General features: G+C 67.9%; 22 protein-coding genes and 6 pseudogenes. 23 read left to right on the top strand and 5 right to left on the bottom strand.

Annotated elements, in window-relative coordinates; translation table 11 throughout:
• Positions 1-845 precede the first annotated feature (845 nt).
• The 5 genes and pseudogenes from ACIBKX_RS36980 to ACIBKX_RS36960 all read left to right on the top strand — a co-directional run.
• Positions 846-1391 (top strand): annotated as a pseudogene (locus ACIBKX_RS36980) (enolase C-terminal domain-like protein); the annotation flags it as partial.
• Complete coding sequence (locus ACIBKX_RS36975) at positions 1388-2434, top strand: MFS transporter (RefSeq protein WP_363277879.1); 1047 nt, start codon at positions 1388-1390, stop codon at positions 2432-2434. The pseudogene ACIBKX_RS36980 and the gene ACIBKX_RS36975, both read left to right, overlap by 4 nt.
• Positions 2431-3216, top strand: a complete 786-nt coding sequence (locus ACIBKX_RS36970) for a class I SAM-dependent methyltransferase (protein WP_363277878.1) — start codon at positions 2431-2433, stop codon at positions 3214-3216. Before ACIBKX_RS36975 ends, ACIBKX_RS36970 begins: the two co-directional genes overlap by 4 nt.
• Before the next feature lie 655 nt (positions 3217-3871).
• Positions 3872-4225: a hypothetical protein gene (locus ACIBKX_RS36965; protein WP_363277877.1), complete on the top strand. Its 354-nt coding sequence runs from the start codon at positions 3872-3874 to the stop codon at positions 4223-4225.
• Positions 4222-4641 (top strand): hypothetical protein, encoded by a 420-nt coding sequence (locus tag ACIBKX_RS36960; protein ID WP_363277876.1) that lies wholly within the window; start codon positions 4222-4224, stop codon positions 4639-4641. The genes ACIBKX_RS36965 and ACIBKX_RS36960 overlap by 4 nt, the downstream gene beginning before the upstream one ends.
• Positions 4642-4654: 13 nt before the next feature.
• Here ACIBKX_RS36960 and ACIBKX_RS36955 read toward each other — a convergent pair whose 3' ends face one another.
• A complete protein-coding gene (locus ACIBKX_RS36955) occupies positions 4655-5221 on the bottom strand; it encodes a hypothetical protein (protein ID WP_363277875.1) in 567 nt (188 codons plus the stop codon).
• 225 nt (positions 5222-5446) lie between these two features.
• Between ACIBKX_RS36955 and ACIBKX_RS36950 the strand changes: the two are divergent.
• A pseudogene (locus ACIBKX_RS36950) lies at positions 5447-6045 on the top strand (TSUP family transporter); the annotation flags it as partial.
• 88 nt (positions 6046-6133) lie between these two features.
• On the opposite strand, the gene ACIBKX_RS36945 reads toward ACIBKX_RS36950, so the two are convergent.
• Positions 6134-6403, bottom strand: a complete 270-nt coding sequence (locus ACIBKX_RS36945; protein WP_363277874.1) for a hypothetical protein — start codon at positions 6401-6403, stop codon at positions 6134-6136.
• A gap of 877 nt (positions 6404-7280) precedes the next feature.
• On the opposite strand from ACIBKX_RS36945, the gene ACIBKX_RS36940 reads away from it, so the two are divergent.
• Positions 7281-7736: a hypothetical protein gene (locus ACIBKX_RS36940; protein WP_399377058.1), complete on the top strand. Its 456-nt coding sequence runs from the start codon at positions 7281-7283 to the stop codon at positions 7734-7736.
• Between the two features lie 140 nt (positions 7737-7876).
• Here ACIBKX_RS36940 and ACIBKX_RS36935 read toward each other — a convergent pair whose 3' ends face one another.
• Positions 7877-8020: a DUF5958 family protein gene (locus ACIBKX_RS36935; RefSeq protein ID WP_363277872.1), complete on the bottom strand. Its 144-nt coding sequence runs from the start codon at positions 8018-8020 to the stop codon at positions 7877-7879.
• Between the two features lie 34 nt (positions 8021-8054).
• Positions 8055-8135, bottom strand: a pseudogene (locus tag ACIBKX_RS36930) (hypothetical protein); the annotation flags it as partial.
• Here ACIBKX_RS36930 and ACIBKX_RS36925 point away from each other — a divergent pair.
• The 16 genes and pseudogenes from ACIBKX_RS36925 (at position 8101) to ACIBKX_RS36850 (ending at position 19137) form a co-directional block, all read left to right on the top strand.
• Positions 8101-8391, top strand: a complete 291-nt coding sequence (locus tag ACIBKX_RS36925; RefSeq protein WP_363277885.1) for a DUF6479 family protein — start codon at positions 8101-8103, stop codon at positions 8389-8391. The pseudogene ACIBKX_RS36930 and the gene ACIBKX_RS36925 sit on opposite strands and share 35 nt — an antisense overlap.
• Positions 8392-8778: 387 nt before the next feature.
• Positions 8779-9347 (top strand): annotated as a pseudogene (locus ACIBKX_RS36920) (transposase); the annotation flags it as partial.
• 184 nt (positions 9348-9531) lie between these two features.
• Complete coding sequence (locus ACIBKX_RS36915; protein WP_363277871.1) at positions 9532-10077, top strand: transposase; 546 nt, start codon at positions 9532-9534, stop codon at positions 10075-10077.
• Complete coding sequence (locus ACIBKX_RS36910; protein WP_363277886.1) at positions 9987-10460, top strand: hypothetical protein; 474 nt, start codon at positions 9987-9989, stop codon at positions 10458-10460. Before ACIBKX_RS36915 ends, ACIBKX_RS36910 begins: the two co-directional genes overlap by 91 nt.
• Positions 10415-10984: a transposase gene (locus ACIBKX_RS36905; RefSeq protein WP_363277870.1), complete on the top strand. Its 570-nt coding sequence runs from the start codon at positions 10415-10417 to the stop codon at positions 10982-10984. The genes ACIBKX_RS36910 and ACIBKX_RS36905 overlap by 46 nt, the downstream gene beginning before the upstream one ends.
• A complete protein-coding gene (locus tag ACIBKX_RS36900) occupies positions 10933-11085 on the top strand; it encodes a hypothetical protein (RefSeq protein WP_363277884.1) in 153 nt (50 codons plus the stop codon). The genes ACIBKX_RS36905 and ACIBKX_RS36900 overlap by 52 nt, the downstream gene beginning before the upstream one ends.
• Positions 11086-11104: 19 nt before the next feature.
• A pseudogene (locus ACIBKX_RS36895) lies at positions 11105-11269 on the top strand (transposase); the annotation flags it as partial.
• 191 nt (positions 11270-11460) lie between these two features.
• Positions 11461-11640, top strand: a complete 180-nt coding sequence (locus ACIBKX_RS36890; protein WP_363277869.1) for a hypothetical protein — start codon at positions 11461-11463, stop codon at positions 11638-11640.
• A gap of 211 nt (positions 11641-11851) precedes the next feature.
• Positions 11852-12788: pseudogene (locus ACIBKX_RS36885) on the top strand (IS5 family transposase).
• Positions 12788-13690, top strand: a complete 903-nt coding sequence (locus tag ACIBKX_RS36880) for a sigma-70 family RNA polymerase sigma factor (RefSeq protein ID WP_363277868.1) — start codon at positions 12788-12790, stop codon at positions 13688-13690. Before ACIBKX_RS36885 ends, ACIBKX_RS36880 begins: the two are co-directional and overlap by 1 nt.
• 298 nt (positions 13691-13988) lie before the next feature.
• Entirely contained in the window at positions 13989-14762 is a 774-nt protein-coding gene (locus ACIBKX_RS36875) for an SURF1 family protein (protein WP_363277867.1), read from the top strand.
• A gap of 44 nt (positions 14763-14806) precedes the next feature.
• Entirely contained in the window at positions 14807-15697 is an 891-nt protein-coding gene (locus ACIBKX_RS36870) for a LysR family transcriptional regulator (protein WP_363277866.1), read from the top strand.
• A 144-nt stretch (positions 15698-15841) separates the two neighbouring features.
• The gene (locus tag ACIBKX_RS36865) at positions 15842-16162 is read left to right on the top strand and encodes an SMR family transporter (protein ID WP_363277865.1); all 321 of its coding nucleotides are present in this window, start codon (positions 15842-15844) and stop codon (positions 16160-16162) included.
• A 164-nt stretch (positions 16163-16326) separates the two neighbouring features.
• Positions 16327-16803 carry a GNAT family N-acetyltransferase gene (locus tag ACIBKX_RS36860; protein WP_363277864.1) on the top strand — a complete coding sequence of 159 codons (477 nt, stop codon included), beginning with the start codon at positions 16327-16329 and terminating at the stop codon, positions 16801-16803.
• A 151-nt stretch (positions 16804-16954) separates the two neighbouring features.
• Entirely contained in the window at positions 16955-17545 is a 591-nt protein-coding gene (locus ACIBKX_RS36855; RefSeq protein ID WP_363277863.1) for an NAD(P)H-dependent oxidoreductase, read from the top strand.
• A 377-nt stretch (positions 17546-17922) separates the two neighbouring features.
• Positions 17923-19137 (top strand): NADH:flavin oxidoreductase, encoded by a 1215-nt coding sequence (locus tag ACIBKX_RS36850; RefSeq protein WP_363277862.1) that lies wholly within the window; start codon positions 17923-17925, stop codon positions 19135-19137.
• A 226-nt stretch (positions 19138-19363) separates the two neighbouring features.
• Here ACIBKX_RS36850 and ACIBKX_RS36845 read toward each other — a convergent pair whose 3' ends face one another.
• Entirely contained in the window at positions 19364-19720 is a 357-nt protein-coding gene (locus ACIBKX_RS36845; protein WP_399377053.1) for a helicase associated domain-containing protein, read from the bottom strand.
• Positions 19721-19747: the final 27 nt, after the last annotated feature.

Below are 19747 nucleotides of genomic sequence, written 5' to 3'. Positions count from 1 at the left end.
AACGTGGCTTGGCCCCTCGTGGCAGCCGGTATGCATCCCACAGCCCCTGATCTCGCCAGCAAGGAGAAGCCCGTGCGCCTGCGCCTCGTCACTGCGGCAGCCCTGTGTTCCGCCGTCCTCATGAGTACCGCAGGTACCGCTACCGCTGGCCCCACCCCGCCAGGCGGCGGTGGAGGGGGAGGCGCCCACCACAAGCTGGTGGTCCTCTATGACGGCGATGGGGGTGGTGGCGGTGGCGGTGCCGGACTCGACGTCGGCACCACCTCGGACTCGGAGACCTTCGTGGAGATGTCGTCACCGCTAGGCCAGGCCTCCCTTTAGGCGCGCGCCTCATGACAGGGCCCACCGACCGCCGTCGCGAAATGCCACGTCCAGGACTGTCACTCACGCTCAGACTGACCGCGTATCCCTCGTGAGGGCACAGGCCGATGGCCAGGCACAAGAAGCTGGACAGGCTCACCGCAGAAGAGAACCGCCGCAAGGCCCCACTCGGCGTCCTCGTATGGGTGGTAGCCGTCCGCGTCCGGGATCTCCCACGCGTGGTCGTACAGCGTCTGCCGCCGTTCGGGTGCTGCAGCCGATTCAAGCGGCGACGCCGAGTTGGGCGTATCCCTTTCACAGGGACCTGCCTGATGGAAGCTCACACAATCGGGATCTTCGCAGGTCAGCGGCGCTGGCGTGGGAAACTTGTGGTGTACTGGCCCCAGTTGGGGGCGGGAGCGCAGATCATCTCAACAATGCAAACTTCCGCCGTGTCCGCCCCGTCGGCGCCGGGGTTCCTGTGATCGCGGACGGACGACACCACCCACCATCATCACCCCCGTTCCCCGCGCTGGCTGGCCGGGCCGGGGCTCGCATGGGCCCGGGCCGGCCGGCTCATCCGAGACGGCTTCACCGTCCTCAAGCTCAAGGCAGGTGCCCCTGACCCGCAGGACGACGTCGTACGCGTACGGGCCGTTCGTGAGGCTGCCCCCTACGCGCGGCTGTTGCTCGACGCCAATGGCGCCTGGACCGTCGCCGAGTCGGAGCGGCTACTACCGTTCTTCCTGGCACTGGGCATCGAGGACGTCCGTCGCCTCGCCGGACGTGTCCAGGGCGTCAACATCAAACTCGCCAAGTGCGGCGGTGTCACGGCCGCCCTGCGGATCGCGGAAGTGATCAAAGGCAGCGGCACGGAGCTGATGCTCGGTTGCCTGGCCGCCAGCACACTCGGCATCGCCCCCGCCGTCCACCTCGCCGACCGCGCGCGGTGGGCCGATCTGGACGGCCACCTGCTGCTCTCCCACGACCCGTGGACCGGCATCAGCGGCGCCGACGGCACCGTACGCGCCAGCCACCGGCCCGGCCTTGGCGTCCGGCAACTGAAGCCAACGGAGAACGGCAGAGCATGAGGATCTACCACGAGATACGTGAGTCTTCGCTCGCGGTCCAGCTCCTCCTGGTCAATCAACTCGGCGTCAACACCGGCTTCTACCTGCTCATCCCCTACCTCGCACTGCACCTCACCGACGACCTGGGCATGTCGGCTGCCGTGGTCGGTATCGTCCTCGGCGTCCGTAACCTCAGCCAACAGGGCCTGTTCCTCATCGGCGGTTCTGCGTCGGACCGCCTCGGGGCGCGCCAGGTCATCATCGCCGGATGCGCGTTGCGGACCCTCGGCTTCGGACTGTTCGCTCTGGGAGACGGCCTGGCGGTACTGCTGGCCGCCTCCGTACTGAGTGGGCTGGCGGGTGCGCTGTTCAACCCGGCCGTCCGTGCCTACCTTGCCCAGGAAGCAGGGGAGCGCAAGGCCGAAGCGTTCGCTCTGTTCAACGTGTTCGCGACCACCGGCGCGCTGGTCGGCCCGCTTCTGGGCAGCGCCTTGCTGCTGGTCGACTTCCGTGCCTCTGCCCTCACTGCTGCCGGCATCTTCGCGCTGCTGACCATCGTGCAGGCACTGGTGCTCCCGGCGCGTGAGGTCGCCTCGCCCGTCAACAGCAGCGTCCTCGGGGACTGGCGTGAGGTCGTCGGCGACCGCCGGTTCGTGGCCTTCTCCCTCGCCACGGTCGGCATGTTCACCATGGAGAACCAGCTCTACCTGCTGCTGCCCGTGCTGGTCGGTGCGCTGCTGCTCTATCTGGGGACGATGGTCGCGCAGCCCTTCGTGATGGAGCTGATCCCCAGCTTCGGCCGCCGGGAGCCCACCGGCACCTACTTCGGGCTGTTTTACGTCGTGTCGGGCGCCGCTGCGGCCCTGGGTAACACGGCCGTCGGATGGGCCATGGACACCGGCGAGCACCACGGCGTGCCTTGGCTCCCCTGGGCGTGCTGCCTGGCCTTCGGCCTTTTCTCCGCCGTGGGCATGGTGTGGCTGCACCGGCTGCGAGTCCTTCCGGAGCAGGCACGGCAGACGGACCCCCGGAACGAACCCCAAGATGCGAGGCGACGGGTATGACCACCATGGCGAACCTGCTCACCGACAACTCCGCGCTGTACGAGGCCCGCTTCCCCGACTCCGACCGGATCGCCGGACGCTGGGTGGACGACTGCCTGCGTCGGCACAGTGCCGGGCCGCGCGTCCTGGACATGGGCTGCGGCACCGGCCGTGATGTCGCCTATCTCCACCACGCCGGCTTCAGCGTCGTGGGCGCCGACCTGTCCGACGCGATGCTGGCATACGCCCGCGAGCACCACCCTGGCCCCGACTACGTCCGCGCCGACCTGCACGGCTTCAACCTCGGAGAACACGCCTTCGACGCCGTCGTGTGCCTGGACAGCGCCAAGCTGTACTGCCACACCAATGACCAGCTCGACGGATTCTTGACCTCGTGCCGCCGCGCCCTGCCCACCGGCGGCCTACTCGTCGCGGAGATGCGCAACGGCGCCTTCTCCCTCGGTCGTACGGAACTCCTTGACGCCCCCACCCTCAACGAGTTCACCTGGCAGGGCACCACGCACCAGTCCACCACCACCCTGTACATCGATCGCGCGGCCCAGCTGCTGCGGCGGACCCGAGTGTGGTCCGTCGACGACGGGTCACCGTCCCTCGAGCACCGTTCCGCCTGGCGGCTGCTCTTCCCGCAAGAGTTACGCCAGACTCTCGCCATCCATGGTTTCGAAGTGCTGGGCCTGTACGACCAGCCCGGACCGCGCACCGAGCCTCCGTGGCAGGAGGGCGACCAGCCCGGAGCCCCGGCTGACGCCGACCGACTACACCTCATCGCCCGCCTCATGTAGGGCTGCTGACAGCGAGCGACAGTCTGGAAGGGTGATGTTCGTCGTGGACCCAGCGGCGGGTGGCCGCGGCACTGGAGAGGTGCACCAGTGCCCCGGACCGTGGCTTGCGGCCGCAGCCAGTGCGAGCTGGTGAAGGTCCCTGACGCTGACGACGGCCTGCCCGCCGGTGCTCTCTCAGGGGGAGAGGCTGCGGCGGCCTGCACCACCAGGGCCTTGGCAATGTTCAGGACTTTGGGGGAGACCTTGCGGCCCAGGCGCTGGGCGATCTCGTTCACCGACGCCGCCTCGCCCAGACCCTCCAGCGCGCAACGGATCTCGGCGGTCATGACGGTAGCCCTCTGGGCTGCCTCCTGGGCGGGGCCGTCGGCGTCGATTCTTGAGCACGATCCGGTAGTTCCCGATCAGGGCCTCAACGATCTCCCGCTCGGTGAGATCGGAGTGACGCCATGACCGCCGGGCAGCTCGCCCTCGGCTGCGAACCCGACTGGTCAGACACCGGCCTCACCGATGCCCCACCCGCCGCAAGTCTCACCGGCGAAGACAAGCCACCTGTATGACCGGCGAGGCGGGCGGCCACCCCCGAGAGCCGCGGAAGGCATGAACCTATGAGCCGCGCCCCGCCTTCCTGGGCCGCCAGACAACTTCGGAGATACCTATGAGCAGACTCGCGCGTGCCCTGTGCAGCCTCCATGGCACCGCCTTCTTATGGCTCGGCTACTGCACCGTGCAGTCGGCCCGCAACAACGCCGCGTTGCCGGCGCTGCTGTTCACCGCCGCCTCCGCGCTGTCCGTGCTCGCGGTCGTCCGGGAGTGCGAACTGGCCGATCAGCAGTGGGCCGTGGCGGTCCGTGCCGAGCGCGAGGCACGGCTGCGCGCGTGGGCCGACGAGGACACCGCCGTACTCGCGCGAACCGAGCTAGCCGATGACTGCTGCGAGCTGTGGTGGACGTCGATGGAAGCCGAGCACGCCGATGACTGCCCGAAGAACGATCGCCGGAGCACGGCATGAGGCACACCGCCGGCAGGATCACGGACGACGAACTCGACGCCCTGTACGTGCGCCTGGCCAAGGCCGAGCGTGCGGCCAGCCTCCTCGCCGATGCGCGCCGCCGTGCCCAGGCCATGGAACGCGCGATGGAGTCGACTGCGGCCGATGCCCTCGCGCATCGCGGCTGCCACCGCAACCTGATGGCCCAGCGCAGCCGTGCCGAGCGGGCCGAGGCCGCCATCGAGTGCGTGCGCGCGCTGCACCGGCCTGTCGGTGTCGTGGCGGCAGCCGAGTCCGGCCAAGCCCCCGACTGCACCATCTGCGGCCCGAACCGATGGCCTTGCCCTACCTACGAAGCCCTCACCGACCTCGCGCCGCCCGGCCCGCCAGCGACCCAAGCGACCGGCCATCACGACCAGAAGGAGCCCACCCTGTGAAGATCACCGGCCGCTACAACCCGGCACAGCGTAGGCCCGGGCCGGGGGACACCTGCCCCGACATCCTCGCCCTCGACACCGGGACCTTCTGGTCATCGGACCGGATTGCCGGGCTCGGCGACATGCCGCGCCCGGTAGTCCGCGGACCGTGGCCGACGAGCAGGTCGCCGCGGTGGTCGAGCCGCAGGGGGGCCAGGTCGCGGATGAGTTTCTCGTCGACGCCGGGCTGGGCGGCGAAGACGAAGTCGTTCAGCGTCCAGGGCTCGGGCAGGCAGGCGAAGCGTTCCCGGGCAAATGACCTCGCAGCTGCTGGAAGCGGCGCGCTTCGCCCATCTGCGTCGGCGACGTACTCACTGCGAACCTTCCTCCCTCGGTGACGGGGATTCCGCAGCTGGTCGGCCACGACGGCATAGGCGGAAAGGTCGATCACGACCTTTTGCGCCGGATCAACGGCACCCGGCTGGCCGCGCAGGTGCTCGGCTTCGGCAAGAGCTGCGGCCGACGGCGGCCTGTGGACCTTGGTCTTGCAGGGCGCCCGGTCGGTGAACGAGGCCAGCACCGACTGCTCCAGGGCGAGCACGTGTCCGTTGTCGCGGACGGTCTGACCCGCTCGGCGCGGGGCTCGACGGTGCTGGGCGATGATGCACGGCGCGCGGTCGCGATGCGTACGAAGTCCTCGCCGAGCCGGTGCCGGACATGAACCTGGACGCCCGGGAGCCCGGGCGACACCGAGTAGAAGTTGCCGTCAAGGGACACCAGGCTCTGCGCACTGACCGTCCGCTGAACCTCCAGCTCGGCAGGGGTCGCCCTCTGGCGCTACCGCCGTGACGGAGCCCTGCGCGGCGGCCTCGCCCGCCGACTCGTCGCCTGGACACTCCCCGGCGTCCTGGCAGGTGCCGCCATCCGCGTCTTCGCCCTCCCCGGCCCAGGCGTCTTCCGCCTCCTGGTCGCCGCCTTCCTCCTACCACTCGGCACCTGGCTATGCCTGTGCACCCTGCGCCCGGCACGCCGATCCGGCCCGACGACCGGCGAGCCCTCGGCGCCCGCGCTCGCCGCGCTGGCCCTAGCCGTCGGTGTGGTGGGCGGGATCTACGGAATCGGTGGCGGTTCCCTGCTCAGCCCCATCCTCGCCGCCCGCGGCATGCCCATGTCTCGCATCCGCCACTCTCGCAGCGACCTTCACCACCTCCATCGCCGGAGCCGCCGCCTACACGGTCCTTGCCACAGTCCGGCACCGTCGCGCCCGACTGGCCACTGGGCCTGGCCTGCGGCCTCGGCGGACTTATCGGCGGCTACCTCGGCGCGCGCCTCCAACCCCACCTCCCCGAAACCACCCTGCGACTCCTGCTGGGTGCCCTTGCCGCTGCCCTCGGCACGCTCGATGCCGGCCAAGCCCTCTTCTGAAAGTGACACAAGGGAATCCGCTTCCTGCCTGACTCCGCCGCCAAGCCGAGCACCGCAGCTGTCCAACAACGCCAACTGTCGTGCTCGGTCACACCTGCGGTCGGCACTTCAGTGGGCACCACGGGCGTTCAGTGACTGCGGCACGGTGCCGGCGGTTGTACGACGTGGGGACCACGTTCCAGACTTCAAGCTGCACAGCTCCACCGAGCTCGTCGACGACCGGCTGCGCCGCCCGCCGCGGCGGCTGGATCGCGGCGAGCTTGCCCCGCGCCCGCCCTGGGGCCTCGAACTCGTCGGTGAGCTGGCGGGCGGCGATACCGAGCGTCCGTTCCTCGGCATCCGCGTACAGGTTTCGCATGCCCGCCGACAAGCCCTCGACGGTCTCGGGAGAGCCAGGCGCACGGTGCGCCCCCTCACGGCTGGCGGCAAACCGCTAAGACGCTGGATTCCCCTTTACCCAGGAAGAGGAAACTGGGCATACTGCCGACATGCCGACGGCGAGGCCACCCATGATCCGGAATCCGGCTGTTTCCAATGCCATGAGGTTCCTGGACTCTCCTGATTTCGCAGAATCTGCCGGGTTCAACTTCAGTAGCCGTCGACAAATTCGACGCGTCCTGCGGGCCAGAGAGGGCCCGGATTACCGCCGAGGCTGGAGGGAGCGGTTAGGGCGACACTCAGAGTTCGTGCGGCAATCCCGCTCGGATTTTAGAGCGAGTGTGCTGGGTCAAGCGTATATGCAGTACCTGTGGCGGTCCGGAGCCGCGGAAATGCTGGCCGGGGAAACCACCGATTCGCCCTACCACGTCGCCCTGGGTGTAGGGAGGGGTGACCTGTCGTCGCTCACTAAGCGCGCAGCACTCATAACTGACACGCTGGTACTGTCTCGTGAGCTAACAGATCCTCGAATGGGGTTGGCTAGTGTATACACAGTAGAGTCAGACAGGAGTGGCCCAGTCCCTCGAAGTGTCCACGCCTTGACGGAGGACTCGTTGGGCTGGTGGCTCGCAGGAGCGAAACCACTCCTTTCCTCCGGCGCGGTCTGGTACCTGCCGCAATACTTTGCGACAAGCGGTGATAACCCATTCGGGGTTGGGATAGATGGCGATGCATTCACGCTTGACGGCTTCGAATTTCACTATGAGCCCGTCAGGTCCATCGACTTCCTTGTGCGGGACGGGCGCGCTGTAGAGGTCTCCGGAGTGAATCCAGTGAAAAGCAGGATGGTTCGACCTGTGATCCAGCTGGAAATACCGATTATTGAAGGAACCACCCTGAGGGACTTCAGTAATATCACCATGGACGAGTTTGCTTCTTACGCGTCCTTCCGGGATTTCCTGCGCGGGAAGATGCTGGACCTGGACTCGACCCTAGATGCCGTGGATTCGGAAACGGAACTGGTGAAGATCGGGCTAGAGATCTCTGACCAGGTACGGGACATCGACTCTCGAATGGGGCAGGTCAAGAGGAAAAGGGCGGTCCAGGCGTCTGGTGCGGTGATCGGAACTCTTGGGGCGACGCTCGTCGCCGTGTACGGGCCGGCCCTGCAGGCGGTCGTCACTTCGCTCGGGGCGGGTGCGGGAGCGTGGACATTGCTGAACGCGCTTGTGGAAAATAGCACTCGACCCCTGCGAGATGAGAAATGGTATTACGTGTGGGCGCTGGCCAAGGAATCGGGAAACCTGCGATGACGGGCCTGGCTTTGTGTTCGATCTCAATCGGGCAGCCGGTGCCGGTTACGTGTGTCCGGCAGTCGTATCGGCTGCATGCATCTGTACGTCCCCATCGGAATTCCTCGGCCGCGCTGCCGCAGTGGTGGCCCAATGCGGGATCAGTCAGCAGCGGACAGGCTGTGCCACCAGTGACCGCTTCCGTCCGAGCAGTAGCGTTCGCGGCGCCGTCCGTCGGCGATCGCGAGCACCGCGACCAGCAGCCGAAACGCCTCGCGGCGTCCGTCGAGGGGCGAGAGAGGCAATCTTCCCCAGCCGGTGCTCGATCCGGCCGCGCGTGATCAGGACTGCGGGCGTGCGCGTCGGGCGTAGACCGGCACGGCGGATGCCCGCGGTACGCCGTCGGGGTCGGTCCGGCATATGGGTGATCCCGTGCGTGGGCAGGCGTGCCATGGTGGTAGCGAGGTACAGGCAGCGTATGAGTCCTTCGATTGTTCTTGCTGCCGGATCTGGAACCAGTTGGATCTTCACGGTTGTCGGCGTGGTGATCGTGATCGCGCTGCTTGTCCTGCTGTGGTCGGGGCGCCGACGGCTGGCGCAGCGCCCGGAGCCGCCGCAGTCTCCCCAACCGCGGTCGGATTCGTGGGATACCCCGGACGACGACACGAAGTCGTGACCACCAAGCAGCACGCGCTCTTGGTCCTCGACATCGCGGCCGGACACCTCTCCGACGGGCACCTGGAGACCGCCTTCGCGCTCGCCGGGCACGCCCTGCAGACCGGCCTGGACTAGCGCTTGGGCCGGATCGTGCAACGCGCCCGCGCCCTGCGCCGCTCCCTGACCACCGCCACGCCGCCCAAGGCGGTCCGCGAGTTGCACGGCATGCACCTGTAGGGGACCTGATGCGCGTAGGGATCACGGGCCACCGCGGAATCAGCCCCCAGGTCGAGGAGCAGGCGCGGCTGCTCCTCGCCGACGCGCCCGGGTACCCGCCAGGCACTGCAGTGGCCTTCGTTCGAGCATGTACTCCGTCCGCAGTGCACCGATAGAGACGAAGTCCGTGATGGTGAGACTGCTTCCGGACATCGATCCGGGGGAGGCGTTCATGAAGGCGTCCCACTTCCGGTACGACTTATTCGACTGCCTGACCGTGCGCGGACGAGTTGTTTGAGCTGGTGGATGCGTTGCTGTGTGCGGAGGGGCAGGTGAAGGCGCCGGTGGACCTGACACTGGTGGCAGAGCACCGGCGCGGACATGGCGCCATGTACGACGCGCTGAACTGCGGAAGCGTCGATATGCCCCGGCTGCGGCAGGTACTGGCCGGGCTGCCCATGCCGCGGGCCGCCGACGGGCGCTTGGTCCTCGCGGTCGAACATCAGCCACTGGCTCCGCCCGGACGCCCCCACCAGCGCGGATCGCCTGTTCTGCCGCGTCTACGGCCGCAGCGGCCGGTCCTCGGACCAGTTCGTGCCCGGCTGGCGTTACTCGTTCGTCGCCGCCCTCGAATCGGGCCGGACGTCCTGGTGTCAGCTCCTGGACGCCGTCCGTCTCGGGCCTGAGGACGACATCACCGAGGTCACCGCCGTCCAGCTCCGCCGTGTGGTCACGGATCTGATCGAGATGGACCGCTGGCGCCTCCTGCGCCGGGCCGTCGCCGACTTGCGGCGGCCGTGGGAGAAACCCGCCGAACCTGGTCGGCTCACCCCCGCCCGAGTCCGTCGAGGGTTTCGCAACCTCCGCCCGCACCTGCAGAGGCTGTCGCACGACTTGCTCTCGGTAAAGGTCAAGAGCGATTCGTTGTTCGGTTCCGTAGGCCATGGGTACGTCGGAATCTTGCCTGGTGGGGCGGAACTTCTTGTCGTGGGACCGTGAATGTGATCTTGAGATGCCGCAAAGCGTGAGGGAGTGGCTGCCGCCCGAGTACCTGTGCTGGAAGGTGCTCGACGCCGTCGACCAGCTTGATCTCTCGGCGTTCGAGGACAGCTATCGCGGCGACGGGCAGGGAGGGGCGGCCTACCCTCCCGCGAGCCTGGTCGCGCTGCTCCTGTACTGCTACAGCAAGGGCATACGTTCCTCCCGCCGCATCGAGCAGGCGTGCTGGGACGACGTGGGCTGCCGGGTCATTGCCGCGAACCGCAGAGTGGACCATTCCACCGTCGCCCGGTTCGTACGGCGCCATCGTGCCGCCTTGCGCTGTTCGTACAGGTGCTGTCACTGTGCGGACGGCGTGGTCTGGTCGATCTTTCCGCGGTGGCCGTGGACGGTTCACCGATGGAGGCGAACGCATCACGCGACGCCAACCAGCGGCTCCAGCGCCTGGACGAGACCATTTCCCAGTGTGAGAGCGAGATCCATGCGCTGATGGAGGAGACCGTCGACGACGCACGGAGAGCCGAGGCCGACGGTGCGGCACGGGGCGACGGTGAGGACACGTGCAACAACTGGCCTCGTCTGTCCAGGCTGTGCGACCGGCTCAGCCGGGCCCGCTTGGCCAGGGACAAGCTGCATGGACGGGCTATGCCGTCACCCATCGAGATCCGGATCAAGGTTGAAGCCGCCGAGCGGATGGTGGCTCGCGCGGAGAAGCGCCTGGCCGCCGTGACCGAGGCTCACCAGGAGAAGCTGAAGAAGTACGAACTCCGGGTCCGGGCGGACCGGGCGGCAGGACGTCGTGGAGCAAATGGACGGCCACCGGTCCGTTGGAGCACAAGACCGTTCTGGTCCGGCAGCGGGCGCGGCTGGTGACGATGAGGGCCTGGCTGGAGCGGGCCCGCACGCCACGGCCGGTGGCTTCTCCGGAGTCCCGTGCTTGTCTGAGCGATCCTGACTCTCGGCTGATTCCCGGCAAACGAGGCGGCTACCTGCAGGGATACAACATCCAGATCGTATGCGCCCGCCGTCAGTTCTTGCTGGCGATCGAGGCGCACGACAATCCCTCTGACAGGACGGCCCTCGTCCCGATGGTGAGGACGACGCAGCGTAATCACCAGGCCGCCGGGCTCCCCGACGACATCGAGCTCTGGCTCGCCGACAGTGGATACGCTTCTGCCGACGCGTTTGAGGCCCTCGCTGACCTCCCGCTGCTGGTCTCGGTCACCAGCGATGCCGACCAGGCAGGCTTCCCCGCGCGACGTCAGCAGGCCCCTGCCGGCCAGCCGGCATGGCGGCCCGTCTCGCCAGCCAAGCAGGGCGGGCTCAGTACCGTCGGCGAAGTGCCCTGGTCGAGCCGGGATTCGCCCAGCTCTTCCAACGCTTCGGACGCCATCTGAACTACCGGGGTCGCAGAGCCGTGGACGCCGAGATCAAGCTCCTCGGCACGGTGCACAACCTCAACAAGCTCATCAGCCACACGCCCAGAAGGCGCTCTTGACCTTCACCGAGAGAAAGTCGTGCGACAGCCTCTGCACTGTCCGGCCCGTGCACCGAAACCATCGACGCCCGGACCTGGACGGCCACTTGGCTCCAAGAACCGGCGGCCCGCCACCCGCTATGACGTGGGCAAGACCGCGATACGGCCCGAGACCATCATCGAACGAAACCGACTCAGACCTTAAAGAACAAGCTAAGGCCGACCGCGGGCCCTACCTCACGCACCAGATGTATTGAGCAGGTTCTGGCAGAGCAAGAGAAGAATCTTGGAAAGGGAGTCAAGGGAACCGGCAGCTGGCGCCTCAACACTCTGCACGGCCGAATCGCCCCACATGTGGGGGCAGAGGGACGCCGTCGATACGAGGAGGGCTGCTCGGTGGAGCTTGCCAGCGTAGTGGTGTTCGTCCTGGTGGTGCTGGCCCTGAGTGTGGGAAGGCTGCTCGACAGCCTTGCCTACCGCAATAGGGCTCAGGGCAAGGCAGCTGTGCTGCGCGCCCAGCAGAGCCCTGCACACTGCCTTGACGGCACCGGGGAACACGGGAGGAGCGATGTCTGAACAGGAGATGCCACGGCCTGCCGCGCAGTCTCTGGAGGGGCAGTCTCTGGAGGTGCTGTACGCGTCGAGTCGGCGGAGCCTGATCGGATATGCCCGGCGGCTGCTCACTGACCACCGTATTCCGCAGTCTGTCTGGGATGCCGACTAGGCCGTTTCTGATGGCTCTTGTGCGGTTGGGTGGATCAGGTTCTGGGGCGGGCAGGCGTCGTGCATGGTGCGGCGACACGAACTGACTGACGCGCAGTGGCGGGCGATCGAGCCCTTGATGCCGGCCAACGGCCGGCCTGGTGGCCAGTGGTCCGAGCACCGCACGGTGGTCAACGGGGTGCTATTCCGGGCCCGCACCGGGGTGCCCTGGCCGGACCTGCCGGAGCGGTACGGGCCCTGACCGTTTATGAACGGCATCGCCGCTGGTCGGCGGACGGCACCTGGCAGCGGATCCTGGCCGAGTTGCAGATCGAGGCCGACGCTGGCGATCCCGACGGTGCTCTGGCCCGCGAACTGGAGCGGGAGTGGGCGGTGAACATCGACTCCACCTCCTGCCGGGCTCACCAGCACGCGGCCGGTGCCCGGCACCGGCCGCCCCGCGACTTCCCCGAAAAAGGGGCGGGATGCGTGTGGAGGCCGATGGGCGGGAGGCACTGGGACGCTCGCGGGGCGGACTGACCACCAAGGTCCATCTGTTGGCCGACGACCGGGCCCGCCCGCTGACCTGGCTCACCTCGCCGGGCCAGCGGGGTGACAGCCCCATGCTCCTGCCGGTACTGGAAACGCTGCGTGTTCTTCGCCGCGGGCCCGGCCGCCCACGCCGCCGCCCGGACCGGGTGCGCGGCGACAAGGCGTACTCCAGCTACGACAACCGCGCCTACCTGCGACGGCGAGGCATCAAGGCGACGATCGCCGAGCCGGACGACCAGCGAGCCAACCGCCGCAACCGTGGCCGGGTTGGCGGCCGTCCACCCGCCTTCGACAAGGCCCAGTACCGACGGCGCAACGCGGTTGAGCGCTGCGTCAGCAAGTGGAAGCACTTCCGGGCGGTGGCCAGCCGCTACGACAAGCGCGACTACATCTTCAACGGCACCCTCACTGTCACCGCGATCGTCATCTGGCTCCGCGACACCGTCCAAGAGCCATCAGAAACGGCCTAGTGCATCTCGCGTTCGACAGGGCACTGAGGAACCCCGAAACAATCCAGCACCCGAGTGCCTACATCTACGCGGTGATGAAGACTCAGGTGCGCCATAGCGTGCGCCAGCAGGAACAGCACCGCAGAATCGACGCCGCACGAGCGGCCGATCCCACCCGCTTCGATCCGCCCACGAGCGAGGACTTCGCGGATCTGGTGGCCAACCGCCTGGCCGTTCACAAGGCACTCGGGCAACTGCCCCAACAGCAGCGCACAGCGGTGTGGGCGACCAAGGCCGTGGGCCGCACCCAACTGGATGCTGCGCAGGCGATGGACAAGACGCCTGGCACGGTCGCCACACACGTATCGCGGGCGGTACGAGCGCTCCAGGCCAGCCTCGCCGCTGTCCTCATCGCTGTCATCACCGCGTTGACGGCCGCCGTGGACAACATGATGAAGGCTCAACGCTCAGCTCCTGGAACCTCGCAGCCAGCGTCAGACCTCTTGGACTCGACCCTCTCCGGGATGTCGGTAACGCTTCTGGTCCTGCTGATCACCACGGCTACCGCATGCACGGGGCTGGGTGCGATGAGGCTGATCCGGCTCCTTGCGCTGCGCCGACGCATGAGGCATGCCGTACAAGCCCTCCCCCGGGTGGAACACCGCACGTACTGCGTGACATGCCAGAGCCACCAGCTCCACAGGAACCTGCGCCCCGATGAAGAACGCTGGGTGATGGAACGCGCAGGCGGAGAAGTCGGTGATCACTACCTCACGTGCACAGCGGAGGGTTGCCGCACTCTCCGTACGGTGTTCAATAAGCGTCCCTTCAATGGTCCCGTACGGGTGCCCAAATCTGATGATCGGCTGGGTGAACCAGCCACGCGCCCTTGGGATGAGCCACACGTGATCGTGGGTGCGTAGTCCACGCGCGGCCGTGACTGGGGCGGTCAGTACCCAGCTGTCGACGTAGAACGTGAGCGATCGCCGCCTCGCCGCTCGACACTCCTCGTAGAGCACCGGTGAAGTCGGCTTCCGGCCTGGTGTGGCACACGTCTCGGCTGACGTGAGCGTGCCTGTCGCGTCTGGGTAAACGTGCCTGGTTGACAACCTTGTGCAGGAGCAACTGTTGTGATAGTGGAGGGAGTTGCTGCCGCCGCAGTCGCATGGGTGCACCGACCCTGCTGCTCCGGGCGGTGTGGTGGGCTCGTATGGTCGCCCCGTGTACAAGTTCCTGCTCACCCCCCGCTGGTGGGGGCTCAACGTCTTCCTGTTGCTCGGCCTGCCGTTCTGCCTGCTCATGGGCTGGTGGCAGATCGAGAGGTTCAACGAGCGGATCGACACCCACCGGGCCGCCCAGCGTGAGCCGGACCGGGGCGGGCAGGGCACGCGACCGCTCGATCAGCTGCTGCCGCTGACCAAGGAGAGCGTCGGTCGCCTGACGACGGTGAGCGGCCGCTATGCCGAGGAGTTCGTGGTCCCTGACCGTTATTTGGCGGGCAGGAAGGGGTATTACGTCCTTTCGGTCCTGCGCACGGACGATGACCGCGGCATCGTGCCGGTCGTCCACGGATGGCGGGCCGGTGACGCGGACGCGCACCGCACCGTGGCCGTGCCGCGGGGGCGGGTCACCGTCACCGGCGTGGTGCAGGGGACCGAGGTTCCCGGTGAGCGGGGCGCGGGCTCCGGCAGCGGACTGCCCGAGGGACAGCTTGGGGTGATCAGCGGGGCGGCGCTGGTGAACCAGCTGCAGGGCGAAGCGGGCCACGTGTATGACGCCTGGATCTCGCTGACCGTGCCGTCGGGGGGGATGGAGGCCGTGCCGGTGCAGCTGCCGCAGGACACCGGCCTGGACCGCAAGGCGTTCCAGAGCCTTGGCTATTCCCTGCAGTGGTTCCTCTTCGTCGGCTTCGCGGTCATCATGTGGCACCGCTTCTTCCGCCGCGAGGTGGAGGCCATCCGGGACGCGCGCCTCCTCGGCGGTTCCACCGGGTAGCCCCCGGTCAGGGCGGCCGGGTGCCGCCCGCATAAGGTCAGGCCGTGGAACTGAGGCAGTTGCGGTACTTCAGGGCGGTGGCCGACGAGGGGAACCTCTCGCGGGCGGCGGAGACACTCGGGCTCAGGTCGTCGTCGCTGAGCGAGCAGATCATCGCCCTGGAGCGACAGCTGGGCGTCGAGCTGTTCCGGCGCACTCCGGCGGGCATGGCACCCACCGCCGCGGGTACAGCCCTGCTGCCGCACGCCCGCGCGGTGATCGCCGCCGCGTCGGCCGCCGAGGAATGCGTACGGGATACCGCGAGCGAGCGACGCTGGCGGGTGGGCGTGACACCCGGCAGTCCGCACACTGTGATCGCCCGGCTGTGGGATCTGCTGCGCGATGCTGGCGCCGTCGCCGAACCGGTGGACGCGTCCACGGCGGAGCAGGTCGGCGCGGTGCGCCGCGGTGACCTGGACGCGGGCCTGGTGTGTCTGCCGGTGGACGACCGGAGGCTGTCCTGCCGGGTCGTCAGCGACGAACCGCTCGGTGTGTTGATGGCGGAGCGCCACCGACTCGCCGCCGCCGGAACCACGGTCCGGCTGACCTGGGATGACCTCTTCGAGGAGCAACTGCTGTGGTTTCCGCGCGAGTTCGCGCCCGGCTACCACGACGACGTGCTCGCCGCCTGCCACGCCGCCGGATGGTGGCCGCGGCTGCGGGCCCGCCCGCCGCGGCGGGCACTCTTCACGGCCGAACTGCGGGCCGGCCGCGACCTGATCGCCCTGCGCCCGCGCACCGCGCTCGCGGACGGTACGGGCCTGGCGTGGCGTCCGCTGTCCGGAGCGCCGCGACTGCGCCACGCCCTGGTGTGGCGGGCCGATGGCGGCCAGCGTCGCGGAAGCGGTGTGGCGGAGACCATGGAAGGTGTTTCGGCGCTGCTGCACCCGGCCTGAGCTGGAGCGGCAGGCAACGCCGAAAGCCCGTACGGGAGTTCCGCGTGGACAGCGGTGATCTTGGTCGGATTCAGTGGGCGAGTTCCTGATCAACCGTCTGCGCATGCGTGCCCTGGCGCACCGTGCGGTATGGAGGTGTGCCTGATGCCGTGGCTGTTGCTGATCGTGGCGGGACTGCTCGAAGTGGGCTGGGCCATCGGGCTCAAGCACACCGAGGGCTTCACCCGGCTTATCCCGAGCCTGCTCACCGTCGCCGGGATCGCGGGCAGCATGTTCCTGCTGTCCGTGGCCGCCAAGTCGCTCCCGATCGGCACCGCCTACGGGGCCTGGGTCGGGATCGGGGCGGTCGGCACGGCCGTGGTCGGCATCGCGGTGCTCGGCGAGCCCGCGTCGGCCGCGCGGCTCGCGTTCCTGACGCTGATGGCCGTGTCGATCGTCGGGCTCAAGGCGACGTCGGGGGACTGAGGGCCGGTGCGGGCGGTGGCGGGCTGTGGTTGCCGTGCTGCTGCCGCGCCTGCTATGACCCGTGGCAGGGGCAAGCCTGGCCACGCGGCGCGTCAGGATCCGCCGGACATGTGTACGGGGGATCCTCGTGGACAGCGCCCGGCCGCTCACGATGCACTGTCCGCATGATCAAAGAAGCCGATCCTTCCTGCTGGCCCGCCGTCTGGCCCTTCTGGCAGCGCATCGTCCGCGCCGGGGCCGCATTCGCCTTCGACGAGGACGCCACGTACGAAGTGGCGCGCGAGCTGTGGATGCCGCGGGGGGCACGGGTGTTCGTCGCCGAGGAGTCGGGGGCCGTCGTCGGTTCCGCCTACCTGCGGGCGAACTACGGTGGCCCGGCGCGGCGGATCGCGAACGCGGGGTTCATGGTCGATCCCGCGTACGCCGGACGTGGCATCGGCCGTGAACTGGCCGAGCATGTGATGGAGCGCGCCGAGCAGGCCGGGTTCGAGGGCATGGTCTTCAATTCCGTGGTGGCGACCAATCCCGCGATGGGCCTGTGGCGTTCCCTGGGATTCGCCGTCGTCGGCACGATCCCCGCGGCATTCCACCATCCCGAACACGGCCCCACGGACCTGCTGATCCTGCACCGACGACTATGAGCAGGCCTTTCGCCTCTTCCGGACGGGCTTCCGGCATTTCCGCGTGGACGATGTCGTGAGCGATCGGCTTCAGTGGGCGGGAGTTCCTACCTGTGTCCGCACTGTGACGGCGGGCGCGGTGCCGTACGACGATTCTTCACGAGGATGACAAATGCGAGTCGGTGTCTATCTTGCGCACCCGCGAACGGGAAGTTTCAACCATGCCGTATTTGAAGCGGTGGTGGACGAACTGCGTGGTCTTGACTGTCAGGTGCTTGCCCACGACCTGTGCGCCGAAGAGTTTCCACCCCTACTGACCGGCGACGAGACGGATACGGTGCAGTCGGCCTCATCCGTCACCGACAAGCAGGTGGAGTTCCACAGGAGGGAATTGGCCACCCTCGATGCCGTGGTGTTCGTTCACCCCAATTGGTGGGGCATGCCGCCCGCGATTCTCGCCGGCTGGGTGCAGCGCGTTGTGGCACCCGGTGTCGCCTACAAGCTGGGTACCGCGGAGGGTGAGCCCATGGGACTGCTCAATGCGGACAGGGCGCTGATCCTGAACACCTCGGACACTGCCGCCGTCCGGGAGGAGAGGGAATTCGGCGATCCATTGCAAAGGATCTGGGCGTCCTGTGTCTTGCCGTACGTGGGGATCAACGACATTCGCCGGGTGGTCTTCCGTACGGTTTCCGATGCGAGCGGCGAGAAACGCGCGTCCTGGCTACGCCAAGCGCGCGAGCACGCCGCCGCGTTGCTGTGAATCGCACCATGTGCGCCACCGGCAGCCGTGAACACGTGGCGTATCGAGCATCGCCCTGTGGGCTCACGCACCCAGCGGTCGGTACCTCACCTCTGGTCATCCCCAGAGGGGGGCACGGGCGGCACTCTAGAGACCAGCACTCCGAAGACCAGCACTCGGCGCCGGAACGACGACGGGCATTCCGATCTTGCACCGACCGTGCAATGTTCTCGGGCTACAGGCCGGTGCACCCCCCGATGATCGAGAGCCAGGCCGGGTCCCAACGTCCCGGTCAAGGGAACCCGGAGGCGTCGGTCGTGCCGACAGGCGATGAACTGAGCACGCATGGCCGACCCGCGAAACACCCCACCATGCCGCCCACTGAGAGGTGACGCTCCATGACCAGCGACCCGACGGTTCCTCCCACCCCGTTAGTCTCCGACCCCCTGGAGCCCGCGCAGTTGGGCCCAGTGCGCCTGCGTAACCGCATCATCAAGGCGGCCACCTTCGAAGGCGTCACCCCACACGCGCTGGTGACCGACGAGCTGATCGAATTTCACCGCAGAACTGCCGCAGGCGGTGTGGGCATGACGACTGTCGCCTACTGCGCGGTGGCCCCGGAGGGCCGGACCGACCGCCACCAGATCTGGATGCGCCCTGACGCGGTGCCGGGCCTGCGCAGGCTCACCGACGCCGTACACGCCGAGGGGGCCGGAATCAGCGCGCAGATCGGCCATGCCGGGCCGGTCGCGAACTCCGTGTCCAACAAGGCTCCGGCCCTGGCTCCCGGCAGACGGTTCAACCCGATCAGCATGCGCATGCCCCGCCCCGCCACCAGCGACGACATCGAACGGATCATCCGAGCCCACGGATCGGCAGCCCGCCTGGCCGTCGACGCCGGCTTCGACGCCGTCGAGATCCACATGGGGCACAACTACTTCGTCAGCTCATTCCTCAGCCCCCGCCTCAACCACCGCGACGACGCCTTCGGCGGCAGCCTCGCCAACCGCGCCAAGGTGGCCCGCGGCGCCGCACGGGCGGTGCGGGACGCGGTCGGCGACCGCATCGCCGTCATCGCGAAGCTGAACATGGACGACGGAGTGCCCGGTGGCTTCTGGCTCGACGAGGCAGCACAGGTCGCCCAGTGGCTCCAGTCGGACGGCATCGTCGACGCCCTCGAACTGACCGCGGGCAGCTCCTTGCTCAACCCCATGTACCTCTTCCGCGGCGACGCACCGATACGCCAATTCGCCGCCAACTTCCCCCAACCGCAACGCCTCGGTGTCCGCTTCGTCGGCGGCCGTTTCCTGCACACCTACCCCTATCAGGAGGCGTACCTGCTGGAGTCGGCACGCCAGATCAAGGCAGCAGTCGACATCCCCCTGATCCTCCTCGGCGGCATCACGCAGCGCGAGACCATGGACCAGGCCATGGCCGAGGGATTCGGCTTCGTAGCCATGGGCCGCGCCCTGCTCCGCGAACCCGACCTGATCAACTCCATCGCCGCCAAACCGGCCACACGCTCCCTGTGCATCCATTGCAACCAGTGCATGCCCACCATCTACACAGGCACCCGATGCCCTCTGGCGCCCATGGCGCAAGAGACGGAGTGAGACGTGGCAGGCCCATGCCGACCGCGGCGCAACGGCGAGCGCGAACATCAACGAACCTGCGCCGGCACCAGCGCCGCAGCCCTTCTGGGACCGCAGCAGCGTCGTCTGGACAGCCATCGGAGCTGTGGCCACGGTCGCGACGGCGATCATCGCCTGGGTGGCTCTCAAATAGCTGAGCGTGGCTGCCAGCTGAATTAGCCTTCAGCCCCGGTCCTCACAGCGATCGCTACGCCCAGCGCATGCCGATCGCGGACAGCTGCTCCACTCGCTCGGGGGACAGGGTTGCGGCCCTGCTGCGCTGGTTGCTGATCCAGGATCCAAGCCGGAGTTCCCGCTGCTCGTGGTCCTCGCCGGTGGCCTTGCCGACGGTGATGGTCTCGATGTGTTTGCGGGGGACGCGGAGGTGTCCCTCGCGTTCGTAGAACTGACGGGCGGCTGCGTAATGCATGGCCCATTTGTCGGCCTGGCTGGTGCGTGGCTTGGGCTTCTCGTCCTTGGCGGCGGGTGTGATTCCGAGGACTTCCTCGCACATCCACTGCTGCACGGTGGTGAGTTTGTCCCAGCCGTACCGGACCGACTGCACTCACCGTCCGAGGTCTTCGCCCTGGCG

Source organism: Streptomyces sp. NPDC050658, from assembly GCF_044457025.1.
Lineage (GTDB): Bacteria > Actinomycetota > Actinomycetes > Streptomycetales > Streptomycetaceae > Streptomyces.
This window is presented reverse-complemented; position numbering and strand designations above follow the sequence as displayed.